General features: G+C 72.3%; 18 protein-coding genes. 4 read left to right on the top strand and 14 right to left on the bottom strand.

Translation table 11 applies throughout. The features are described 5' to 3' along the window. Positions 1–6 precede the first annotated feature (6 nt). The 11 genes from hisG to T398_RS03200 form a co-directional block, all read right to left on the bottom strand. Positions 7–690: an ATP phosphoribosyltransferase gene (gene hisG / locus T398_RS03250; protein ID WP_496444395.1), complete on the bottom strand. Its 684-nt coding sequence runs from the start codon at positions 688–690 to the stop codon at positions 7–9. Beyond that, entirely contained in the window at positions 687–2,552 is a 1,866-nt protein-coding gene (locus tag T398_RS03245; protein WP_496444393.1) for a S9 family peptidase, read from the bottom strand. Before T398_RS03245 ends, hisG begins: the two co-directional genes overlap by 4 nt. Positions 2,553–2,562: 10 nt before the next feature. Beyond that, complete coding sequence (locus T398_RS03240; protein ID WP_496444391.1) at positions 2,563–3,363, bottom strand: HAD-IIB family hydrolase; 801 nt, start codon at positions 3,361–3,363, stop codon at positions 2,563–2,565. Then, positions 3,363–4,556 carry an MFS transporter gene (locus tag T398_RS03235; RefSeq protein ID WP_496444389.1) on the bottom strand — a complete coding sequence of 398 codons (1,194 nt, stop codon included), beginning with the start codon at positions 4,554–4,556 and terminating at the stop codon, positions 3,363–3,365. Before T398_RS03235 ends, T398_RS03240 begins: the two co-directional genes overlap by 1 nt. Beyond that, positions 4,541–4,918, bottom strand: a complete 378-nt coding sequence (locus T398_RS03230) for a hypothetical protein (RefSeq protein ID WP_496444387.1) — start codon at positions 4,916–4,918, stop codon at positions 4,541–4,543. Before T398_RS03230 ends, T398_RS03235 begins: the two co-directional genes overlap by 16 nt. Positions 4,919–4,937: 19 nt before the next feature. Continuing rightward, positions 4,938–5,627: an SDR family oxidoreductase gene (locus T398_RS03225; RefSeq protein ID WP_496444385.1), complete on the bottom strand. Its 690-nt coding sequence runs from the start codon at positions 5,625–5,627 to the stop codon at positions 4,938–4,940. After that, positions 5,620–6,348, bottom strand: coding sequence for a phosphoribosylaminoimidazolesuccinocarboxamide synthase (locus tag T398_RS03220; RefSeq protein ID WP_496444383.1), 729 nt, complete (start codon positions 6,346–6,348; stop codon positions 5,620–5,622). The genes T398_RS03225 and T398_RS03220 overlap by 8 nt, the downstream gene beginning before the upstream one ends. 3 nt (positions 6,349–6,351) lie before the next feature. After that, the gene (locus T398_RS03215) at positions 6,352–6,903 is read right to left on the bottom strand and encodes an NUDIX hydrolase (RefSeq protein WP_496444381.1); all 552 of its coding nucleotides are present in this window, start codon (positions 6,901–6,903) and stop codon (positions 6,352–6,354) included. A 61-nt stretch (positions 6,904–6,964) separates the two neighbouring features. After that, positions 6,965–8,395 (bottom strand): adenylosuccinate lyase, encoded by a 1,431-nt coding sequence (gene purB / locus T398_RS03210; protein ID WP_496444379.1) that lies wholly within the window; start codon positions 8,393–8,395, stop codon positions 6,965–6,967. A gap of 6 nt (positions 8,396–8,401) precedes the next feature. Next, a complete protein-coding gene (locus tag T398_RS03205) occupies positions 8,402–9,412 on the bottom strand; it encodes a beta-ribofuranosylaminobenzene 5'-phosphate synthase family protein (protein WP_496444377.1) in 1,011 nt (336 codons plus the stop codon). Beyond that, positions 9,409–10,368, bottom strand: coding sequence for a phosphoribosylaminoimidazolesuccinocarboxamide synthase (locus tag T398_RS03200; RefSeq protein ID WP_496444375.1), 960 nt, complete (start codon positions 10,366–10,368; stop codon positions 9,409–9,411). The genes T398_RS03205 and T398_RS03200 overlap by 4 nt, the downstream gene beginning before the upstream one ends. 108 nt (positions 10,369–10,476) lie before the next feature. On the opposite strand from T398_RS03200, the gene T398_RS03195 reads away from it, so the two are divergent. Continuing rightward, complete coding sequence (locus T398_RS03195; protein ID WP_496444373.1) at positions 10,477–11,664, top strand: amidohydrolase family protein; 1,188 nt, start codon at positions 10,477–10,479, stop codon at positions 11,662–11,664. 38 nt (positions 11,665–11,702) lie between these two features. Here T398_RS03195 and T398_RS03190 read toward each other — a convergent pair whose 3' ends face one another. From T398_RS03190 to T398_RS03180, 3 genes are read right to left on the bottom strand one after another with little or no spacing between them, the layout of a single operon-like run. Next, complete coding sequence (locus T398_RS03190; RefSeq protein WP_496444371.1) at positions 11,703–12,800, bottom strand: NAD(P)/FAD-dependent oxidoreductase; 1,098 nt, start codon at positions 12,798–12,800, stop codon at positions 11,703–11,705. After that, complete coding sequence (locus T398_RS03185) at positions 12,797–14,449, bottom strand: FAD-dependent oxidoreductase (protein ID WP_496444369.1); 1,653 nt, start codon at positions 14,447–14,449, stop codon at positions 12,797–12,799. The genes T398_RS03190 and T398_RS03185 overlap by 4 nt, the downstream gene beginning before the upstream one ends. Then, complete coding sequence (locus tag T398_RS03180) at positions 14,446–15,660, bottom strand: Rieske 2Fe-2S domain-containing protein (protein WP_496444367.1); 1,215 nt, start codon at positions 15,658–15,660, stop codon at positions 14,446–14,448. The genes T398_RS03185 and T398_RS03180 overlap by 4 nt, the downstream gene beginning before the upstream one ends. Before the next feature lie 264 nt (positions 15,661–15,924). Here T398_RS03180 and T398_RS03175 point away from each other — a divergent pair, with 264 nt between their 5' ends. Genes T398_RS03175 through T398_RS03165 form a run of 3 tightly spaced genes read left to right on the top strand, consistent with a single transcriptional unit; the run spans position 15,925 to position 19,698 of the window. Further along, the gene (locus T398_RS03175) at positions 15,925–17,241 is read left to right on the top strand and encodes an ATP-grasp domain-containing protein (RefSeq protein ID WP_496444365.1); all 1,317 of its coding nucleotides are present in this window, start codon (positions 15,925–15,927) and stop codon (positions 17,239–17,241) included. Beyond that, positions 17,238–18,386 (top strand): saccharopine dehydrogenase family protein, encoded by a 1,149-nt coding sequence (locus T398_RS03170; protein WP_496444363.1) that lies wholly within the window; start codon positions 17,238–17,240, stop codon positions 18,384–18,386. Before T398_RS03175 ends, T398_RS03170 begins: the two co-directional genes overlap by 4 nt. A 10-nt stretch (positions 18,387–18,396) precedes the next feature. Further along, positions 18,397–19,698 (top strand): lysine N(6)-hydroxylase/L-ornithine N(5)-oxygenase family protein, encoded by a 1,302-nt coding sequence (locus T398_RS03165; RefSeq protein WP_496444361.1) that lies wholly within the window; start codon positions 18,397–18,399, stop codon positions 19,696–19,698. The last annotated feature ends 18 nt before the right edge of the window (positions 19,699–19,716 follow it).

The following is a 19,716-nucleotide window of genomic DNA, read 5'->3' as shown; positions in this document are numbered from 1 at the left end:
CTAGCATCACGGGGCAGAAGACAGCTTGTCCCCTACCGGAAGGCATTCGGCAAGGCAGTCGGCGAGATTCCTCAGCCGAACCGAACCGACCCGGTGCGGCATGGCCACCAGCACCGATTCGGAAACGATCAGTGGGGCGCCGACCGCGCGCAGTCCGTGCGCGGCGAGGGTCCGGCCGGAATCCACCACGTCGGCCACCGCGTCGGCGGCGCCGGCGTACACGGCGACCTCGACGGCGCCACTCATCGGCATCACCCGGGCCCGCACGCCCAGCTTGGCCAGATGCCGCCTGGTCAGGGTGCTCAGTGTGGTCGCGATCCGCTTGCCGTGCCACGTCCGCGGGTCCTCGTCGGTGCCGGGCGGCACTGCGAACCGGACCACCGAACGGCCGAAGCCGAGCGGCAGCAGCTCGCGCAGCTCGTGGCCGAAGTCGGCGACCAGATCGCGGCCGGTGATGCCCGCGTCGACGTACCCTCCGGCGATCATCGCGGGAATGTCCCGGGCCCGCAGGTACAGGATCTCGGCGGACCTGGTCGGGTCGGCGCTGAACAGCCGCTCCCGGGCCGGTGCGAACGAGAACCCGGCGGCGGCGATCAGGCGGGCACTGTTCGCGGCGAGAGTGCCTTTGTTCGGCACCGCGATGCGCAACAGTGGGGTCTTTCCCGGTGCCACTCCTGCGGTTCCGCTCATGACAATTCCGCTCCGTTTCCCGGTAGGATAAATCCGAATGCAGAGCCGTACAGGTCGAGTTCGGCGCGCAGGCACTCGGCCACCACTCCAGGGTCGCGGAATCCATGCCCCTCGTGCCGGAAACGCAGATAGCGCACGGCCACCGACGAACGGCACAGGCGTTCCACGAACCGGTCGGCGTCCCGGGGCAGGCAGATCGCGTCACGGGCGCCCTGCATGAGCAGCACCGAACCGCGGATCCGGTCCGCGTCGGCAATCGGCGACCGGTCGGCGACCGCGTCGCCGACCAGCCAGTCGGCGTACCGGGACTCGAAGTCGTGGGTGGTTGCCGCCCAGGACGCCGCGTCCAGCACCGGGAAGGAGACCGCGGCGGCGTGGAACAGGCCGGGTTCGTCGACCAGCGCGCGCAACGCGGTCCAGCCGCCGGCACTGGCGCCGCGGAGGGCAAGCCGGTGTGGGTCGGCGCGGCCCTCGGCGATCAGCGCACGGGCGACGGTGGCGCAGTCCTGGACGTCGGCGATGCCCCAGCGGTGCCGCAGCCGGTCCCGGTACACGCGGCCGAAACCGGTGGAACCGCTGTACTGCACGTCGGCCACGCCGATGCCGCGGCTGGTGAAGAACGCGATGGCCGCCTCGACCCCGCCGGGACGGCTCCGGCTGGTCGGGCCGCCATGCGCCTGGATCAGATAGGGCGGGCTCTCGCCGGTTGGGCCGGTGACCCGGGGGTGGCACGGCTCGTAGACGTAGGCGTGCACGCCCGCGTAGGTGCGATGCACCGGCGGCGGCAGGTGACCGGCGGGGATGCCGGGCGTGGTCCACAGCACGTCGGTGCGGCCGCTGCCGGTCAGCACGACGGCCGGCGGGCGGCCCGGTCCGGCGGCCACCGCGGCGATCCGGTTGCCCGACGCCGTCACGGACTGCCAGTCGGTCCAGCCGTTCAGATCCGGTCCCGCGGCGGTCAGGTCTCCGTCGGCGCCGAGCACGCTGAGCCGGCGGGTGCCGGTCCCGTGCGCGGCAGCGAGAGCGCCGCCGGGCAGCGCGGCGATCGTGCTCGCGCCGACCCGCCACAGCGCCTCGCCGAACTCCTCGGGGCGCGGACAGATCGGGTGCCAGCGGTCGTCGTCGTCCACCCGGTACGGGTTCCACCAGCCGTCGCGGTCGCTGACCACCAGGAGCGAGCGGCCGTCGGCGCTCCACTCGACCTGGGTCACCGACTCGTCCGGACCGGTGGCGAGACGCCGGACGCCGGTGAGGCGACCTTCCGTGGTAACCCTGGCGACCATCACGTCGGTACGTACCCACGGCATGTCCGGATGGTTCCAGCCGGTCCAGGCGACCCCGGTGCCGTCCGGGCTGACCCGGGGGCCGGTGAGAAACTCGTGGGTGCCGGCTAGGACGCGTTCCGACCGGCTGCCGTCCAGCGGCACGGCCACCAGATGACGGCGCACGCCGCCGCTCTCGCGCAGACACCACACCTCGTCGCCGCGAATCACCGGGTCGGCGTAGCGTCGGTCGCCGCTCGCCGGCCCGAGGGCGACGACGGTGCCGTCCGGGACGTGCCGGTGCAGGCGCTGGTCGTTCCAGTGCACGAAGACCGTCGCGCCACGCGGGCCGGCGGTCCAGGGGCGCCCGCCGTACTCCTGGTAGGCGGTGCGGACGTCCCAGCCGGGCGGCAACACGTCGGTGACCTGTCCCGGTGCACCGGCGGTGAGCAGGTGGTTGCGGCCGTCCGCGGGGTCGGCGGCCACCCAGCGGACCCGGCTACCGGCGAAGCCGGTCCAGTCCACGGTGCGGGGTGCCTGTGCCGCGTCCTCGGCCCGCCATCCGGATGGCCAGGAGCCGTACGGGACACGCAGGGACATGGGACTCCTCTCAGTCGACGGCGGCCCCGGCCCCGAGCAGCAGGGTGACGAACGCCGCGACGGCGTCCTCGTCGTTGCCGGGCAGCCGGTGCGCGGCTACCGCGCGCACCGCGGGTTCCGCGTTGGCGGGTGCCGCGGACACGTCGGCCGCGGCCAGCATCGGAATGTCGTTGAGCCCGTCACCGGCGGCGGCGACGGAGGTGGCGTCCAGGGCCCGGGCCAGCAGGTACATCGCCGCCGCCTTGCCGGCGTGGTGCGGGTTGACCTCCACGTACCGGCCGCCGGACGCGGTGGCCTCGGCACGGTCGCCGAGTACCCGCTGCACCCGCGCCACCTCCGCCGGTCCCGCCCGCTCCCCGGTGCGGACCAGGATCTTGGAGGCGGTCTCCCGGCCGGTGAAGGCGGTGACCCGGCGGACGTCGTTCCAGTGCGCGGCCGCCTCGGGCGGAAAAGGGTCGCGCAGCACGGTGGCGTCCGCCAGGTCCAGCGCGTACGTCCAGGACGGGCAGTGGGCGGACAGGTCCCGCACCAGGTCGCCGACCAGGTCCGGCGCGAGCCCGGCCAGCCGGACCGGCGCCTCGCCGGGCAGTTGGACGAGCGCTCCGTTGCTGTATCCCCAGCACGTGGTCGCGGGGATCGCCGCCCGGACGGCGGCGGGCACGTCCCGGGCCGGCCGGGCGGTCAGGACCGCCACGGCCAGCCCGGCCGCGCACGCCTTGCGCAGCGCCGCCGCCACTCCCGGCGTCACGGTCCCGGCCAGATCAAGCAGGGTGCCGTCCAGGTCGAGGCAGAGCAGGCGGCGGCCGGTCATCAGGACACCGCGACCTTGACCCGGGGCGTGTACGCGATCCGGAAGACGGCGAGCACGGCGACGCCGAGGAAGGCGAGGCCGCCGACGGTGAGCGCGGCGGCCCGGGTACCCGCGGAGTCGCGGACCGCGCCCGCCACCGCGGCGCCGATGCCGGAGCCGACCGCGAACAGGGTGACCAGCCAGGCGAAGGCCTCGACGATGGTGCCGGTCGGTGCGAGTTCGTCGGTCAGGGAGAACGCGATCACCAGCAGCGGCGGCAGGAAGAACCCAGCGACGAAGACGATGACGGCCATCAACCAGACCGGGGCGAGCGTGCCGACCAGCAGGTAGGCGGTGCCGAGACAGGCGCTGAGCACGACGATCCGGGTGGCGGCCGGGATCTTCCACTCGATCCGCCCGTTGGTCAACGCGCCGGTGAACGCGCCGACCGCGGAGATGCCGAGCAGCACGCTGGCGCCACCCCACACCTCAGTCTGCTCGGCGTAGGACACCAGGATGATGCTCACCGCGCCGATCGGGATGACGGTGGCGGCGATCCCGACGAGCGTCAGCACGAGTAGGGGGCTGCGCAGCGGGCCGAGCAGCCCGGCGTTGGACGCCTCGCCGCGCCACTGCCGCGACGGCGACGAGCTGACGAACACGGCGGTGCCGGCCAGGCACAGCACACCGGTGAGGGCCAGCGCGACGCCGGGCGAGGCAACCGCGACGGTCAGGGCGACCAGCAACGGCCCGGTCACGAAGATGACCTCCTGGCCGACCGAGTCCAGCGAGTACGCGCGTTGCAGGTTCTTCTCCCCCACCAGGCCCGGCCAGAGCGCGCGCAGGCAGGGTTCCAGCGGCGGAGTGGCCAGGCCGCAGAGGGCCATTCCGATCAGGACTACGGCGCGGTGGTCGGGTGCCGCGGCGACCGCGATGATCGCCAGCGACGACACCGGCGCCGAGACCGTGAGCACTAGGGTCTGGCCGCGCCGGTCGATCAGCCGGCTGAGCGCCGGGCCGCCGGCCGCCTGCGACACGGTCAGCACGGCCAGGGCCAACCCGATGAACCGGTAGCCGATCCCGTTCTCCCGCAGGGTGAGGGTGAGGGCGAGGGCCACCATCGAGGTGGGGAGCCGGCCCACAACGGCCGCGCAGAGCAGCCGGGTCACCGCGGGCAGGCGGAGCATCGTGAGGTAGGTCAAGGGGCTTTCCATTCGGCGAGGTGCACCGTCAGGGCGGCGAGGCCGGTGGTGTCCAAGGTAAACCGGACGTCGGCCGAACCACTCCGGCGCCGGTGCGTGGAGTTGTCGGACAGGGGGATCCAGAGCCAACCGTCGTCGATCAACGTGCGGCCGATGATGTCGACTCCGGTGAAATGCGGGATGGCGCGGGTTACGTCGGGCGGGACGTCGTGCACGTCCACGCCGCAGACCGCACCGGCGGCATCGAAGTTCACCCAACAGAGCAGACTGCGCCGGACCGACCGGGGCGGCGAGGCGTCGGTCGCCCCGCGGAGCACCACGTGCAGGGTCCGGGTCTCCTCGTCCCAGGCCACGAGCGGCGTCCGGACCGTCATGCCCCTGCCTCCCCGGCTCTCATACGTACTGCAAGCGGTCCAGGCCGGTGACCGGCGGCGGGTCCAGCAGGGCGGGCCGCAGCTCGATCTCGCCGAGCACCATGTCCGGCGGGGTCGCGGCGGCCCAGGACACCACCGAGGCGACCGACTCGACGCTCATCTTGGTGTCGGCGAAGTCGTCGTCGAAGTTGCGAATGGCGCCCGGGTTCAGCAGCGTGGTGCGGACCCCGTGCGGGCGTTCCTCCATCAGCAGCACCTCGGCCACCGCACGCAGCGCCGCCTTGGTCGCGCAGTAGGCGACACCCTCCTCGAACGGGCGGACACCCGCGTGCGAACCCATGATGACGATGTGCCCACCGGCCGCGCGCAGCTTGGGCAGGGCCACCTGGATCACGCGTACCACCGAGGTCAGGTTGACCGCGACGGCCTCGTCCCAGTCCTTCGGGTCGAGGTCGGCGAGCCGGCCGAAGCCGCGGGTCACCGCGTTGAGGACCAGCAGGTCCAGCCGGTCGGTGCCGGCCAGGGACTCGGCGACGGCCCGGCTGACCGCCGCGCCGTCGGCCAGGTTGGCGAGGACCGGGTCGTCGTGGTCGGCGCAGGAGTTACGGTTCAGGCAGCGGATGCGGTAGCCGTCGGCGAGCAGCCGGGCACGGATGGCCCGGCCGGTGCCGCGGTTCGTGCCGGTCACCAGTGCAATCCGGTCAGCCACGGCGCACCAACTCCATCAGCTCGCTCCAGCGGGCGATGATCTCGGCGGCCGGCGCGCCGCGCCGGAACAGGTCCTTGTCGTACGGCGTTCCGTCCGGTGCCCGCAGCCGCATGCAATCCGGCGAGATCTCCGAGTTGATCACCAGACCGTGGTCGTCGTCCGGCGCGACCACGATGCAGAAGTCCCACAGTTCCAGGGGTTCCAGCAGGTTGTACAGCAGGCGGTTGCAGCTCAGCGCGATCTGCCGGTACGCGCCCACGTCCACGCCGAGGTCGCGCAGGTAGTCCTCACCGATCGGCTGGTCCTCCGGGTCGGTGCGGTAGTCGAACTTGACCACCGGCGGGTCGAACCGGTGACCCTCGGCGTACATGCCGGGATACTTGCGGATGGTGGAGCCGGTGGCCCGGTTCTTGACGATCACCTCGAACGGTACGGACGGCCGATAGTCGGCCAGGTAGGTGACCGGGCCGAGCCGTTGGCGGAACACCGTGTGGACGCCGTCGGCGGCGAGCAGGCCGGACACGTGCTCGAAGAAGTCCAGCCGCAGTTCGGCCGTGCCGTTGACGAGTTCGTCGCGGTCGTAGGTGAAGCTGCGCAGCGACGGGATCATCTCCACCACGCAGCGGCCAGGTTCGACGAGCCAGATCTTCTTGCTGCGCCCGACGATGTCGGGGTCGCCGGTCGGGAAGGCGAGGTCGGTCACGGCGTTCCACTCCTTCATGTTTCAGCGTTCCTGGTCGAACAGCTCCCCCACCTTGTTCAGAAACTCGATCAGGTTCAGCTCGGTCACCAGGGCGAACGCCTCGGGCAGGGTGAGCCAGCGCAGTTCGGCGGTTGGTTTCTCCGGGCGGGCCGCCTCGGGTGTCGCCGTGGCCAGGACGAACCGCAGGTCGGCGTGTTCGTGCGCGGGTTCGGTGGCGCCGGCGGGCACCGGCAGCACGGCGATCTGCCGTACCGCGCTGTCCGGCCAGGGCGTCACGTCGTCCAGGCCGGTCTCCTCGCGGGCCTCCCGCAGCACCACGTCGAGGGGGTCGCGCTCGCCCGGGTCGCCGTGCCCGCCGACCTGCAACCACGCCTGCATTCGGGCGTGCCAGCGCAGCAGGACCCGGCGGGTCGGCGGGTGGACGATCAGCGCGGACGCGGTCAGGTGCACGGGCAGGTCCCGCGACCACGGGTCGCCCTGGTCGAGCAGGGCGAGCGTCCGTTCCTTGTCAGTGGTCTCGATGGTGGTCGCGGGGTTGTACGCGGTCAGCAACCGGACCGTCTCGTGGTGCATAGATACTCCTAACGGGAGGCACCCTTTGGTTCGCAAACAGTAGCCACTCGGTTACTGCGCCTCACAGCAGGGCGGCGGGGCGGTATCCGGCCGCGGCCGGGTCGGCGGTCACCTCACGGTCGATCCGTTCCACGATCTCGGCCACCTGGTCGGCCGCCGCGCCGGTGAACAGCAACCGGTTCGCCAGCAGGGCGTCCAGCTCCGTCCGGTCCAGCGGGAAGCGCGCGTCGGCGGCCAGCGCGTCCAGTAGGCCGTTCTCGCCGCCACGCGCACGCAGCAGGCAGGCGTGCCGCACGGCGTACTCCTTGATGATCTTGTGCGCGGTCTCCCGGCCCTGCCCGGCGCGCACCGCGGCGAGCAGCATCCGGGTGCTGGCGAGGAACGGCAGGTAGCGCTGGAGTTCCAGGTCGATGACGGCCGGGAACGCCTCGAACTCGTCGAGCACCACGAGAACGGTCTCCAGCATCCCGTCCAGGGCGAAGAATGCGCTGGGCAGCGCGGTGCGGCGGACGACCGAGTCGGAGACGTCACCCTCGTTCCACTGGCCGCCGGCCAACTGCCCGGTCATGTCGGCGAGGCCGCGCAGCACGACCATCAGGCCGTTGATGCGCTCGCAGGAGCGCATGTTCATCTTGTGCGGCATCGCGGACGAGCCGACCTGCCCCTCGGCGAACCCCTCGGAGGCCAGTTCGTGCCCGGCCATCAGCCGCAGCGAGGTGGCCAGTGACGACGGCCCGGCGGCCACCTGCACCAGCAGGCTGAGCACCTCCCAGTCGAGCGACCGCGGATAGACCTGGCCGACGCTGACCATCGCCCGATTCACCCCGAGGTGGGCGGCGACCCGGTCGTTCAGCCGGCCCAGCCGCTCCCGGTCGCCCCCCAGCAGGTCGAGCAGGTCCTGCACGGTGCCCACCGGGCCTTTCACCCCCCGGATCGGGTACGCATCCAGCAGGTCGTCCAGGCGCCGCACCGCCAGCAGGATCTCCTCGGCCACCCCGGCGAACCGCTTGCCGAGGGTGGTCGGCTGGGCCGGCACGTTGTGGGTACGGGCGACCATAACCGTGTCGGTGTGCTCCGCGGCGAGCCGACCGAGCCGCGCCAGCACCGCCACGCAGCGGCCGCGGACCAGGGTCAGGCTGTCCCGGATCTGGAGCTGCTCGACGTTCTCGGTGAGGTCACGCGATGTCATGCCCTTGTGGATGTGCTCGTACCCGGCGAGCCGGTTGAACTCCTCGATCCTGGCCTTCACGTCGTGCCGGGTGACGCGCTCGCGCGCCTCGATGGCGGCCAGGTCCACCTGGTCGAGCACCGCGCGGTAGGCCGCGACGGCCGCGGCCGGCACGTCCACGCCCAGGTCGGACTGGGCCTCCAGCACGGCGATCCAGAGGCGGCGCTCCTGCACCACCTTGCGCTCGTCGGTCCAGAGTTCCACCATCTCCGGCGACGCGTAGCGCGCGGCCAGCACGTTGGGCACGATCGGCTTCTCAGGCATGCTTCCTCATTGCTGTGGCACATGGTCGAGCGTGAGACCACGGTTGTCGGCTTGGGTGAACCAGTAGTCGCGCAGCAGGCCCTTGCGAAGCAGGGACGCCGCCCACGCCTCGGCCGCCCGCGGGTCACGGGCGAACGCGAAGCAGGCGGGCCCGGTCACGCTGAGCGCGATGGCGTCGACGGCGGACGAGGCGCGACCGGCGGCCAGCACGTCCTCGACGGGCCGGCCCTGGAACATGATCTGTTCCCGCTTGAAGTGGCTGGTGAAGGTGATCTCGTTGACCGCGTCGCAGAACCCGTCGAAGTCATGCTCCGCGACGGCCGGGGCCAGCCCGAGGAACACCAGCTGCGCGGTGCGCCGCGCCTCCTCGGACGGGATCGGGGTGACCCGCGTGAACCAGTCCAGCTCCCGCTGGCCGCCGAGGTGCCGCCCGTGGGTGATCAGGATCAGCACCGGCCACGGCGGGAACGGCAGGCTCACCACCGGACGGGGCACCGGTGCGGGCGGCGCGTAGCGGCTGGGCCGCAGGAACGCGGCCGGATCGGCGGCCATCTCCGGCGGGTTGCGGTGGCCGCCGTCGACCAGGAAGCCGCCGGTGACCGCCAGCCCGGTACTCGCACCCGAGGTGCGGCCCCGGCCCAGCAGGTGGGAGAGCTCCGGCAACTCGACGCTCCGGCCGCAGATCTCGGCGTACGCGCGACCGACCGCGAGCAGCGTGGCCGTCTTCGAACCGAACCCGGTGTGTTGCGGCAACGGCCGGGTCAGGTGCACGTTGACGGGCGGGCCCTCCCAGCGCTTCTCCAGCGTGGCCAGGGCGGCGAGCAGGCCGGCCGCGGTCTCCTCGGCCGCGCCGGTCACCCGGGACGCGCCGAGCACCGGCTGTACCTCGGCGATCAGGCCCGGCCGGCGGACCGCCATCGCGGCGATGCCGTTGCGGCGCAACGACCCGGCGTCCAGGTTGATCAGGGTGAAGCTGAGGCGGGACGGGCCGCACACCCGGACCGCTCGCGGGGTCACCGTCCGCTCCCGGCACCGGCCGCGACGGCGTCGTCGTAGCGCCGGGCGGCGGCGGTGAGCCGGTTCCGCGCGGCGGCTGTCCCGGTCGTCCAAAGCTCGGCGAGCGTGGCGTGGACGTCGGCGACCGCGGCGATCACCTCCGGGTGGAGCGGCGCGGGGGGCGCCCACTCGGCGCGCGGCACGCCGTCCCGGACGTACGCCTGGACGCGGTCGCGCAGCCCCGGGTGGATCGCGCGCAGCAGCTCCTTGCAGACCGGCGTGTCGCCGAGGTAGAAGCGGTTCTCGTCCGGGGTGCCCGCGTGGTCCACCATGAGCAGGCGGCGGTCGTCGTCGTACCCGAACTCGGCCTTGCCGTCGACCAGGGTGAGCCCGATCTGCTCGCAGCGTTCACCGACGGTGGCGCAGATCCGACGGGCGGCCGCGGTCAGCGCGGTCAGGTCGTCGGGACCGACGCCGCCGATCCGGGCCGCCTCGGCGCGGGTGAGGAACCGATCGGTCTCCTCGAACTTGCTGGTGAACTCGACCATGTCGGCGGCGAGCTGCCCGGTCACCGGGTCGGGCGCGGGCACGTCGGCGGGGTCCAGCGCTCCGGCCGCGATCCGCCGGTGCACGGACGACTCGGGGCGCAGCTCGCGCCGGTAGACCACCTGGAGCGGGATCAGCCGGGCGGACCCGGCCGGCCGGGTGCCGCTCAGGTCGCGGCCGAGCAGCCTGATGCGGATGGTGTCCGCGGCGACCTGCTCGACGAAGTGCGTGGCAAGCCCGGCGTCGTGCAGCAGACCGAACGAGTGGACCGCCATCGTGCAGGAGGCACGCCCCTTGCCCGGGATCCGGTCCGGCATCACGCCGTGGTCGAACACCGAGTATCGGTCGGAGAAGGTCATCAGGGCGTCACCGGCCCGCCCCTCGGTGGGCGGCACCAGCACCTGAAGATCCTTAGTCGACCACCGCTTCACGATCGCCTCCGCGAACGTCGTCCCGAATCTGCTAACAGGAGGACGGTTCAAGGACGCCGGGCGTGACAGGGTGGACGGGACTTCAACGCCCCGGTTAAGGATCCTGACGTGAGCACACTTGCCGTCGTCAATGCCACAGCCGTCTTCTCGGGCGACCTGGCCGCACCGATGCTGACCGGTGCGGACACCGTGCTTTGCGCGGACGGCACGGTGGTCGCCGCCGGCCCGGCGGACACGCTGGCCGACGGGGTGGCGGCCGCGGATGCGGTCCTGGACGCCGCGGGTGGCACGGTGGCACCCGGCCTGATCGACTCGCACGGCCACGTGACGTTCGGCGACTGGACCCCCCGGCAGCAGACGGTCGGCTTCCTGGAGAGCTACGTCCATGGCGGGGTGACGCGGATGATCTCTGCGGGGGAGGTGCATGTCCCCGGCCGCCCCCGCGACCGCGAGGGCGTGAAAGCCCTGGCGGTGGCCGCACGAGCGTCGTTCGACGCGATCCGCCCCGGCGGCATTCGGGTACACGCTGGCAACGTGCTGCTCGAACCCACGCTGGACGAGAGCGACTTCCGGCACCTGGTGCGGTGCGGTGTCTGGCTGGCCAAGTTCGGCTTCGGCGCGTACGCCGACCCGCTGGCGGCGGTGCCGCAGTTGCGGGTGGCGAAGGACTGCGGCCTGCTCGTGATGTGCCATGCGGGGGGCTTCAGCGCGGCCGGCTCGGGCGCCCTGCGCGCCGACGCGTTGCTGCGGCTGGACCCGCACATCTGCGGGCACGCCAACGGCGGCCCGACCGCGATGCCGGACGCCGACGTGGACCTGCTGATCGCGGAGAGCGCGATGGCCCTCCAGGTAGTGCAGGCGGGCAATCTGCGGTCCACACTACGGCTGGTCCGGCGCGCCGCCGAGCAGGGCGCGCTCGCGCGGGTGGTGGTCGGTTCGGACACGCCGTCGGGGTTCGGGGTGATGCCCCTGGCCGTCCTCAAGACCGTGGTCGACCTGACCTGCCTCGTACCGCTCGCCCCCGCCGTCGCGTGGGCCCTGGCGACCGGCAATGTGGGGCGGGTCTGGGGGTTGCCGGCCGGGCGGATCGCGGTGGGCGCGGCGGCGGACCTCGTCGTGCTGTCGGCGCCGCGGGGCGGGGTCGCCGACGACGCGGCGGAGGCGATGCGCAACGGGGACGTCCCGGCGATCACGGCGGTGGCCACCGATGGGCGGATCCGGGTGCTGACCAGCCGGAACACACCCGCGGCCGCGCGCCCGGCGGCGCTGACACCGCCGGGCACGGGGCTGCGCTGAACCGCCGCGGTCCGGCCGGACGGGACGGACCCACCCGCTCAGGCCGGGGCGAACCGACCCAGCCGGAACGCCCCCGCCAACTCGTGCGTACCGCCCCCGGTGACCTCGCGCGCCGCGATCTCCCCGAGCAACGGCCCGAGCGTGAGCCCACTGTGCGTGACAATCACGTAGAGCTTGTCCTGCCCCGGCAGCGGCCCGACGATGCTGCGCCCGTCGCGCGGCATCGGGCGGACGCCCGCGAAGGCGGCCTCGACCGTGACTCCCGCCGCAGCGGGCAGAACCTCCGGCAACCGGGCCAGCACGGCCGCCGCGGCCACCGCGGTGTCCTGCGGCAGCCGCACATCGACCTCCTGGCACCGCAGCACCAGCCGCCCTCCGTGGTGCGGCCGGATGCTCAGACCCGGCGCGTGCACCACCCGCCCCAGGCCCACCCCGGGCGGCATCGGCGACGTGCGGACCAGCAGCCCACGGGTCAGGATGCCGGAATCGTTCGGGTCGACCAAGGGCAGCCCGTAGCCGCACCCGGCCAGCAGACGAGCGGTGGTCCGGCCCGCGCAGCAGACCACCGCGTCCGCGGTGATCCGCTCCCCCGAAACCAGCCGTACGCTGTCGCCGGCGAGCTCGGCAACCGGTGCGTCCAGGCGGACCCGTAGGCCGTGCCGCTGCCCGGCCGCACGCAGCCGGTCCAGGAAACGGTCCGCGAAGACGTAACCGTCGTCCGGGTAGTGGACCACCGGGCCGGCGTCGTCCGGGATGCGCAGCGCCGGCTCGAGGCGGCGGGCCGCGCGCGGGGTGCACTGCGCGGCGGCCCAGCCCTTGGCCCGGTACGACGCGGCGGCCTCCAACAGCTTCGCGGCGGCCTCCGGTCGGTCGGTCCAGTGCAGGTTACCGGCCGGATGGAACCCGTTGGTGGGTATCTCGGCCGCGAGGCGCCGGTGCGCGGTCTGCGCCTCGTGGGTGAGCGCCCAGTAGTCCGCGTTCCCGTCGTCCACCGGGTTGACCCAGGCGAAGCTGTGCGCCGACAGGGTCCGCTCCGGCGGATCGGCGCCGAGCAGGGTGACCGAGGCTCCGGTACGGGCCAGCCGGTACGCCGCGCAGGTGCCGACCACCCCCGCACCGACCACGACGACCCTCATCGGATGCTCCGCGGGGTGTGCCGTGGGTCGGACCAGCCCGGCGATCCGGGCGGGCCGAACGCGAGCCCGCACCGATAGCCGCCCGTCAGCGCGGCGGCCAGCGTCGCGCCGGAGCCGGGATACCCAGGTCCCATCGGGCCGGCCGCGACGTTGCCGCACGCGTACAGGCCGGGGATCGCACTGCCGTCCGCCCGCAGCACGGCACCGCTCGGGCCGGTCCGGACGCCGCCCTTGGTGCCGATCATGCCGGAGCGCACCTCGACCGCGTGGTACGGCGGCTCCTCGATCGGGCCCAGGCACGGGTTGCCGGGTTGCCGGTCGTCGCCGTAGTACCGGTCGTGCTCGGTCTCGCCACGCCCGAACTCCGGATCGTGGCCGTCGCGGGCGTAGGTGTTGAACTCGGAGACCGTCCGGACCAGACCGTCCTCGTCAACGCCGCAGTTCTTCGCGAGATCGGCGAGCGACGTGTCGTGTCGCCACCAGCCGGGCGGTGGGGCGCCGGCCGGCGTGCCGCCCACCGCGTAGCGGCGTCGGAACGCGTTGTCGAACACCAGGTAGGCGGGGCTGTGCCGCAGCCGGTGCAGGGTCGGGTCGAACGCGTGCAGCGCGCGGGTGATGTCGTTGTAGTTGACCGCCTCGTTGACGAACCGGCGGCCGGTGCGGTCCACCAGGATCGAGCCGGGCAGACAGCGTTCGGCGACCAGGTGCCGGGTCAACGGTTCACCGTCGTACGTCTCGTCCGGGTCCTGGACGACCGGCGCCCACCAGGCGTCCGACATCGCGTTCAGCGCGGCACCGGCCGCCATCGCCATGACCAGGCCGTCGCCGCGGTTGCCGGGTGGGCTGACCGGCGCGGTGGCGGGCTCCCGCAGGAACGCCCGCCGCAGCGCCGCGTTCCACTCGAAGCCGCCGCTGGCCAGCACCACGCCGAGCGCGGCGGACAGGTCGCCGACGTCCGTGCGTACCCCGACTATCCGGTCGTCGTCGCTCAGCAGGCCGCGCGCTGCGGTGCCGGTGCGGAACCGGACGCCGCGATCGTCGGCGGCGGCGACCAGGCCGGCGACCAGCCCGGCGCCGACGGCCACCACGCCGTCGCGTTCGCGGCGGGCCACCTCGGTCTCGTCGCGGGTGCCGGGCCAGCGGCTGCGCTGCCGCTCGTCGTACGTGAGGGCGGCGGTGAAGTGTGGGCCGACCCGGATCCGGTCGAGCAGGCCGGGACGGCCGGAGGTGGCGTACGGCAGCACGTCCAAGCAGCGACCGCCGCCGGGCAGCGCGCCGGGCCAGTCACTGTGGTAGTCGGGCCGGTCGATGGCGGCGAACCGGATCGGCGTGTGGGACAGCAGGTAGTCAACCATCGGGCCGACGGTGTCGAGGAACAGGTCGATGTCAGCGTCGGGCACCGCGCCCTCGGTGACGCGCTTCAAGTAGCGACTGGCCGCGTCGCCCGAGTCGGTGCGGCCGAGGGCGCCCAGCATCGGGTTCTCCGGCGCCCAGATCATGCCGCCGGAGACCGCGGTGCTGCCGCCGAGGCGGTCGGTGCTCTCCAGCACGGTTACCCGCCGCCCGGCGTCGGCCGCCAGGCAGGCGGCCAGCAGCCCGGCGCCCCCGGATCCGACCACCACGACGTCGGTGGTGTCGGCGACACTCATCGGGTACGCCAGTCACAGTCGGCGGGTACGGTCAGCGCGGCCGAGCGAACCTGCCCGTAGTCGGCGTCGACGCCGGGGGCACGCTGTCCGAGCGCGTGTTGTTTCAGCGCCTTGAGCAGGTAGCGACGGGTGGCGATGATGCCGGTGTCGCTGCGGCCCGGGTTCTCCCGGCTGCGGTCGACGATCGGGCCCATGCTCTCCTGCACGGCGATGTCCTGCATGACCAGGCCGCGGATGCCGGAGAAGCTGCGGCCGTCACGCATCTCGCCGCGGTCCTGGCCCCAGGCGTTCTCCCGACTGAAGCCCGCGCGGATGTTGTCCGGGTCGAGGGTGGCCAGGTCGAGGCCGAACTGGCTGGCGAACACCGTCGGGTCGACGGGTCGCTCCTCGTTGTACCAGAGGTACCACATGATGGTGCGGTGGTCGTTGACCGGCACCCAGGCATGCCAGAGCCGGTCGCCGGACGGCAGTTCGGGAACCACTGTGTAGAACGGCATGGCGAACGGCTTGACCCGGACGAGCTGCTCGCCGGTGGACAGGTGCCGGACGGCGGCGAAGCGCAGCCCGTAGGGCTGCTCGTCGATGTCGTCACGCGGGGCCACATCGTCGAGCAGTTCGCGCAGGGCGCCGGCCCGGGCCTCGGTCTCGTGCAGCAGGGCGACGTGCGCGGAGTCCACATCGGCTTCCAGGCCCTGTAACCAGTTGCACTCGACCGGTGCGATGATGCCGAACACCTGCTCGGGCGGCAGCTTGTGGAACGCGAAGCCGGGCAGCGGCGGCGCCTCGCGGGCCGGGTCGCCGGGCCATATCCAGACGATGCCGCCCGCCTCGGTGACCGGGTAGGTCCGCAGCTTGACGCGAGAGGCGAACTTCGTCAGCTCCGCCGGCTCGGACGGGGTCTCCAGCACCTCGCCGGTGACCGAGAACTTCCAGCCGTGGTAGATGCAGCGCAGCCCGCAATCCTCGGTGCGGGCCAGGACGAGCGAGGCGCCGCGGTGCGGGCAGGCCTCGGCGAAGCAGCCCAGGGCGCCGTCGGCGGCCCGGTACAGCACGAGCTTCTCGCCGAGCAGCTCGACCGGGACCGGTGCGCCGCCAGGTTCCGCGACCCGGGCCGAGCGCATGACGGGCATCCAGTACTCCCGCAGCAGGTCGCCCATCGGCGTGCCGGCGCCCACCCGGGTAAGCTGATCATTGACTGTCCTGGTGGTCATCGCCGCTCTCCGTCCGTCCACGGGTCGGTCACTCCTCTGGTGGACGAACGCGCGGGACGATGCGTGACAGTGCGGTGACGCTCGGCTATAAACCCCCTTGACACTGACGTGATTCTATGCTGGAGTCGTTCTGTCCCACCGACGCATCGCAAGTTACCCCGGACAATCCCGGATAAGTCACGCGAACCCCCTGCAGCGCAACCGGAGGTAGATGCTTCGGACTGCAGCAAATCTGACCTTCAGCTGCCCTTGGAGTGATTTCCGATGAAAAGCAGTCAGGTCCTGTTTGTCAATCTTCGGCGCATCGAAAGAGAAGGAATAGAGTCCCTGCTGACTGCGCGCCGACTCGGCTACGAGGTCGTGCTGCTGGGCCGCTCACTGCCGGACTTCGCCGCCCCGCTGGTGACCGAATTCCGCCAGGTGGACACCTATGACACCGAGCTAGCCCTGGCCGCCGCCAACGATCTGGCCAGCAAGTACGACATCGCCGGGGTGCCCAGCTTCACCGAGATCGACGTTCAGCTCGTGGCCGCGATCGCGGCGCAGCTCGGATTGCCGGGGCTGAGCGCCACCGCCGCACTGCGAGGCCGCAACAAATTCGAGATGAAAAATTCGTTACGAGATCTCGATGGCATTCTGCCGGCCTTTCGCCGGGTGCGAACGCTGACCGAGCTTCGGCGGGCGGTCGACGAGATAGGGTTTCCCGCAATTATCAAACCGACCGGCGCCTCCGGCTCCAAGGGAATTTTCGAACTGCATCGGCCGGAGGACCTGGAACCGGCGTTTGAGCAGCTCGAACGAATTGCCAGCCCGCAATTCGACGCGGTATTCCGGCAGTTCGGGGCGGAATTCATCGTCGAGGAATACCTGGACGGCGCCGAGTTCAGCGTGGAGGGCTTGGTCGCCGCCGGGCAGGTGCACGTGGTCGCCGTGACCGACAAGATCACCTCAGTGCCGTACTACCTGGAGGTCGACCACCGGATACCCGCCGCGATGGGCGCCGAGACCCTCGCCGACGTCACCGCGACCACCGGCCGGATCGTCACCGCGCTGGGCCTCGACAACTGCGCCTTCCACCTGGAGGCAAAGTGGGGCGCCAAGGGGATGCGGTTCATCGAGGTGGCCGCGCGGCCGGCCGGTGACTACATCGCTTCGCACCTGATCCCGCTCGCCACCGGCATCGACTACTTCGCCGGTCTGATCCGGATCGCGGTCGGCGCGGCACCGGTCCTCCAGCCGGACCGCGCCCACCACGCCGGGCTCCGGTTCGTGCTGGCCGAGCGGCCGGGTCGCTTCGACGGCGTGGACGGGGTGGCCGCGGTCGCCGGCGACCCGGGCTACCCGCACCTGTTCTTCGAGCACCCGCCGGGCACCGGGATCGCGCTGCCGCCGGAGAACTTCGGCCAGCAACGGGTCGCCGCGGTCATCGCCCGGCACGCCACCCGCGCCGGCCTGGACGCGCTGCTGGACGCGGTGCCCGGCAAGGTCACCGCCCGGATGGACGCCCCGCCGCCGCGACGCTCCCCACCAGCACCCGCGACGCTTCGAATCCCGACCCTGGACGGGATGTCGAATCGATGAGAGTTGCCCTGTTCGGATGCGGCCGGATGGGTTTGGGCTGCGCGCACGCGCTGGCCATCGACCCCGCCGTCACCCGGCTCACCCTGTTCGACACCGACCCGGACCGGGCCCACGACACGGCCCACCGGATCACGCCGTACGCGACCGGCACGGTCACCGTGGCCACCGACCCGGACCCCGTCCGGGCCGGTCACGACGTGCTGGCCACCGCGCTGCCGTGGGCCGCCTGCCGGGACCTGATCGGCACGGCGGCCCGTACCGGCGTGCCGATCGCCGGAATCGCCCGGCCGCACCCGGACGACCTGGCCATGCTGGGCGACCTGGCCCGGCCGGGCACGTCCACCGTGCTGCTGCCGATCGGTCTGGAACCCGGGCTCACCGAACTGCTCGTCGCGGAACTCGCCGAACGCCTGGACCGCACCAGGTCGGTGGAGATCTTCTGCGGTGGCATTCCGAACACGCCGCGCAAACCCGTCGGGCACGTCTCGTTCTTCGGCGGTGAGAGCACCCACCACCTGCCGATCGCCCAGCGGGACTCGCTGGCCACCCGGCACGGCCGGCTGGTCACCGTCCCGCGCTTCTCCGGCCTGGAGGAGCGCCACTTCGACGGGATCGGCACGTTACAGGCGTACCACGACGGGATGGTGCCCTGGCTGCGGGCGCACCCGACGCTGCGCGAGGCGGACTGCACGCAGAAGACAGTGCGCTGGCCCGGGTTCGGCGAGGCAGTCACCCAACTGGCCCAGCTCGGGCTGCTCGGCGAGGAACCGGTCGACGTGGACGGCGCCCGGGTGGTCCCGCGCCGCCTGGTGGAACGGGTGCTCGCCCCGCGCGTGATGGCCCGCCCGGCGGACACCGACCTGGTCGTGCTGGAGGTGATCGCCCGGGGCACCCTCGGCGGCCGGCCGCACGGGCTACGCGTCCGACTCACCGACACCCACGATCCCGCGACCGGGCTGCCCGCGATGACCCGGTGCACCGGTTTCGCCCTGGCCGCCGCGAGCCTGCTACTAACCGGCGGTGAGGTGGACGGTGCGGGCTGGCAGATGCCGCATCTCGCGATCGGTGGCGCCGCCCGCGGGCGGCTGTTGGACACCCTACGCCGGCACGGCATCCGGATCACCGAACCGAATCCCGCTGCGTAGGAGGCACACGATGAGCGGACCCTCACCGAAGCTCGACCTCGTCGGGATCGGGATCGGACCGGCCAACCTGAGCCTGGCCGCGCTTTTAGCCGACTGTCACGGACTGCGCAAGGTCTTCCTGGAACGCAAGAAGTCGTTCGAGTGGCACGGCGGGATCATGGTGCCGAACGCCCGGATGCAGGTGCACTTCCTCAAGGACCTGGTGACGCCGGTCGACCCGACCAGCCCGTACACGTTCCTGTCGTTCGCGGTCGAGGAGAAGCGGTTGTACCGGCTGCTGGTCAGCGGCCGGACGCACATCCCGCGCCGGGAGTTCGAGCAGTACTGCCGCTGGGCTGCGGACCGCATTGACGACCTGAGGTTCGGGGTGGCGGTCGACACGGTGGAGTTCGACGGCAGCGCGTTCCTGCTGCGCAGCAACCACGGCACGATGCGGGCGAAGAACATCGTCACCGCCACCGGCCTGGAACCGTGGCTGCCGTCGTGTGCGGCCGGGCATGCCCCGCACCGGGTGCTGCACGCGGCGAACCTTCTGGACGTGCCGCGCGACCTGGCCGGCCGCCGGGTGGCCGTGGTGGGCGGCGGGCAGAGCGGCGCCGAGGTGGTGCTGCATCTACTGCGCGCCGGGGAGCAGCGCCCGAGCCGCCTGTTCTGGGGCACCCGCCGCGGCAACCTCTTCCCGCTGGACGACAGCCCGTTCGTCGAGGAGCACTACCTGCCGAACTACAGCCGCTACTTCCATGCCCAGCCGCCGGAGCGACGGGCCCTGCTCAACGAGCAGCAGCGGATGTCCAGCGACGGTGTCTCCGCCGACCTGCTGCGCGAGATCTACCAGCAGCTGTACGACCTGGAGTTGGTCGAGGGCGTCGCCCGGCCGTGTGACGTGATGGTCGGCCACCAACTGGTCGACATCGACCAGCAGCGCAACGACCTGCTCACCACGTGGCGCTCGGCGGACGACGGGCTGGTGCGACGGCACGTGGACGTGGTGATCTGCGCGACCGGCTACCGGCACGGGCTGCCGCCGGTGCTACGCGGGCTGCGCGACCGGATGCCGGACGGGCTCCCGCCGGTCCGCGCCGACTTCAGCCTCGACTGGGACGGCCCGGCGGACAACCGCATCTTCGTGCAGAACGCGGCCCGGCGCGACTTCGGCGTGGCCGACCCCAACCTGAGCCTGCTCGCCTGGCGCAGCGCGACCATCGCGAACAGCCTGCTCAGCGAGACGCGCTTCGACACCGGCCAGGTCAGCGGCGCGGTCGACTGGGTGCCCGGAGACGACCAGCTGATGACCGGCACCCACGGCGACTGAGCCGCACGCCAGGCACAG

The sequence above is a fragment of the Salinispora goodfellowii genome, assembly GCF_059570675.1.
Note: the sequence above shows the minus strand (reverse complement) of the source record. Positions and strands in the feature narration are given on the sequence as shown.

Coding starts and splice junctions, on each gene's coding strand:
- T398_RS03185 (WP_496444369.1), bottom strand. CDS start 14,449: ATGAGTGTCGCCGACACCACCGACGTCGTGGTGGTCGGATCCGGGGGC.
- T398_RS03165 (WP_496444361.1), top strand. CDS start 18,397: ATGAGCGGACCCTCACCGAAGCTCGACCTCGTCGGGATCGGGATCGGA.
- T398_RS03220 (WP_496444383.1), bottom strand. CDS start 6,348: ATGAAGGAGTGGAACGCCGTGACCGACCTCGCCTTCCCGACCGGCGAC.
- T398_RS03190 (WP_496444371.1), bottom strand. CDS start 12,800: ATGAGGGTCGTCGTGGTCGGTGCGGGGGTGGTCGGCACCTGCGCGGCG.
- T398_RS03235 (WP_496444389.1), bottom strand. CDS start 4,556: ATGGAAAGCCCCTTGACCTACCTCACGATGCTCCGCCTGCCCGCGGTG.
- T398_RS03215 (WP_496444381.1), bottom strand. CDS start 6,903: ATGCACCACGAGACGGTCCGGTTGCTGACCGCGTACAACCCCGCGACC.
- T398_RS03180 (WP_496444367.1), bottom strand. CDS start 15,660: ATGACCACCAGGACAGTCAATGATCAGCTTACCCGGGTGGGCGCCGGC.
- T398_RS03170 (WP_496444363.1), top strand. CDS start 17,238: ATGAGAGTTGCCCTGTTCGGATGCGGCCGGATGGGTTTGGGCTGCGCG.
- T398_RS03240 (WP_496444391.1), bottom strand. CDS start 3,363: ATGACCGGCCGCCGCCTGCTCTGCCTCGACCTGGACGGCACCCTGCTT.
- purB (WP_496444379.1), bottom strand. CDS start 8,395: ATGCCTGAGAAGCCGATCGTGCCCAACGTGCTGGCCGCGCGCTACGCG.
- T398_RS03245 (WP_496444393.1), bottom strand. CDS start 2,552: ATGTCCCTGCGTGTCCCGTACGGCTCCTGGCCATCCGGATGGCGGGCC.
- hisG (WP_496444395.1), bottom strand. CDS start 690: ATGAGCGGAACCGCAGGAGTGGCACCGGGAAAGACCCCACTGTTGCGC.
- T398_RS03175 (WP_496444365.1), top strand. CDS start 15,925: ATGAAAAGCAGTCAGGTCCTGTTTGTCAATCTTCGGCGCATCGAAAGA.
- T398_RS03230 (WP_496444387.1), bottom strand. CDS start 4,918: ATGACGGTCCGGACGCCGCTCGTGGCCTGGGACGAGGAGACCCGGACC.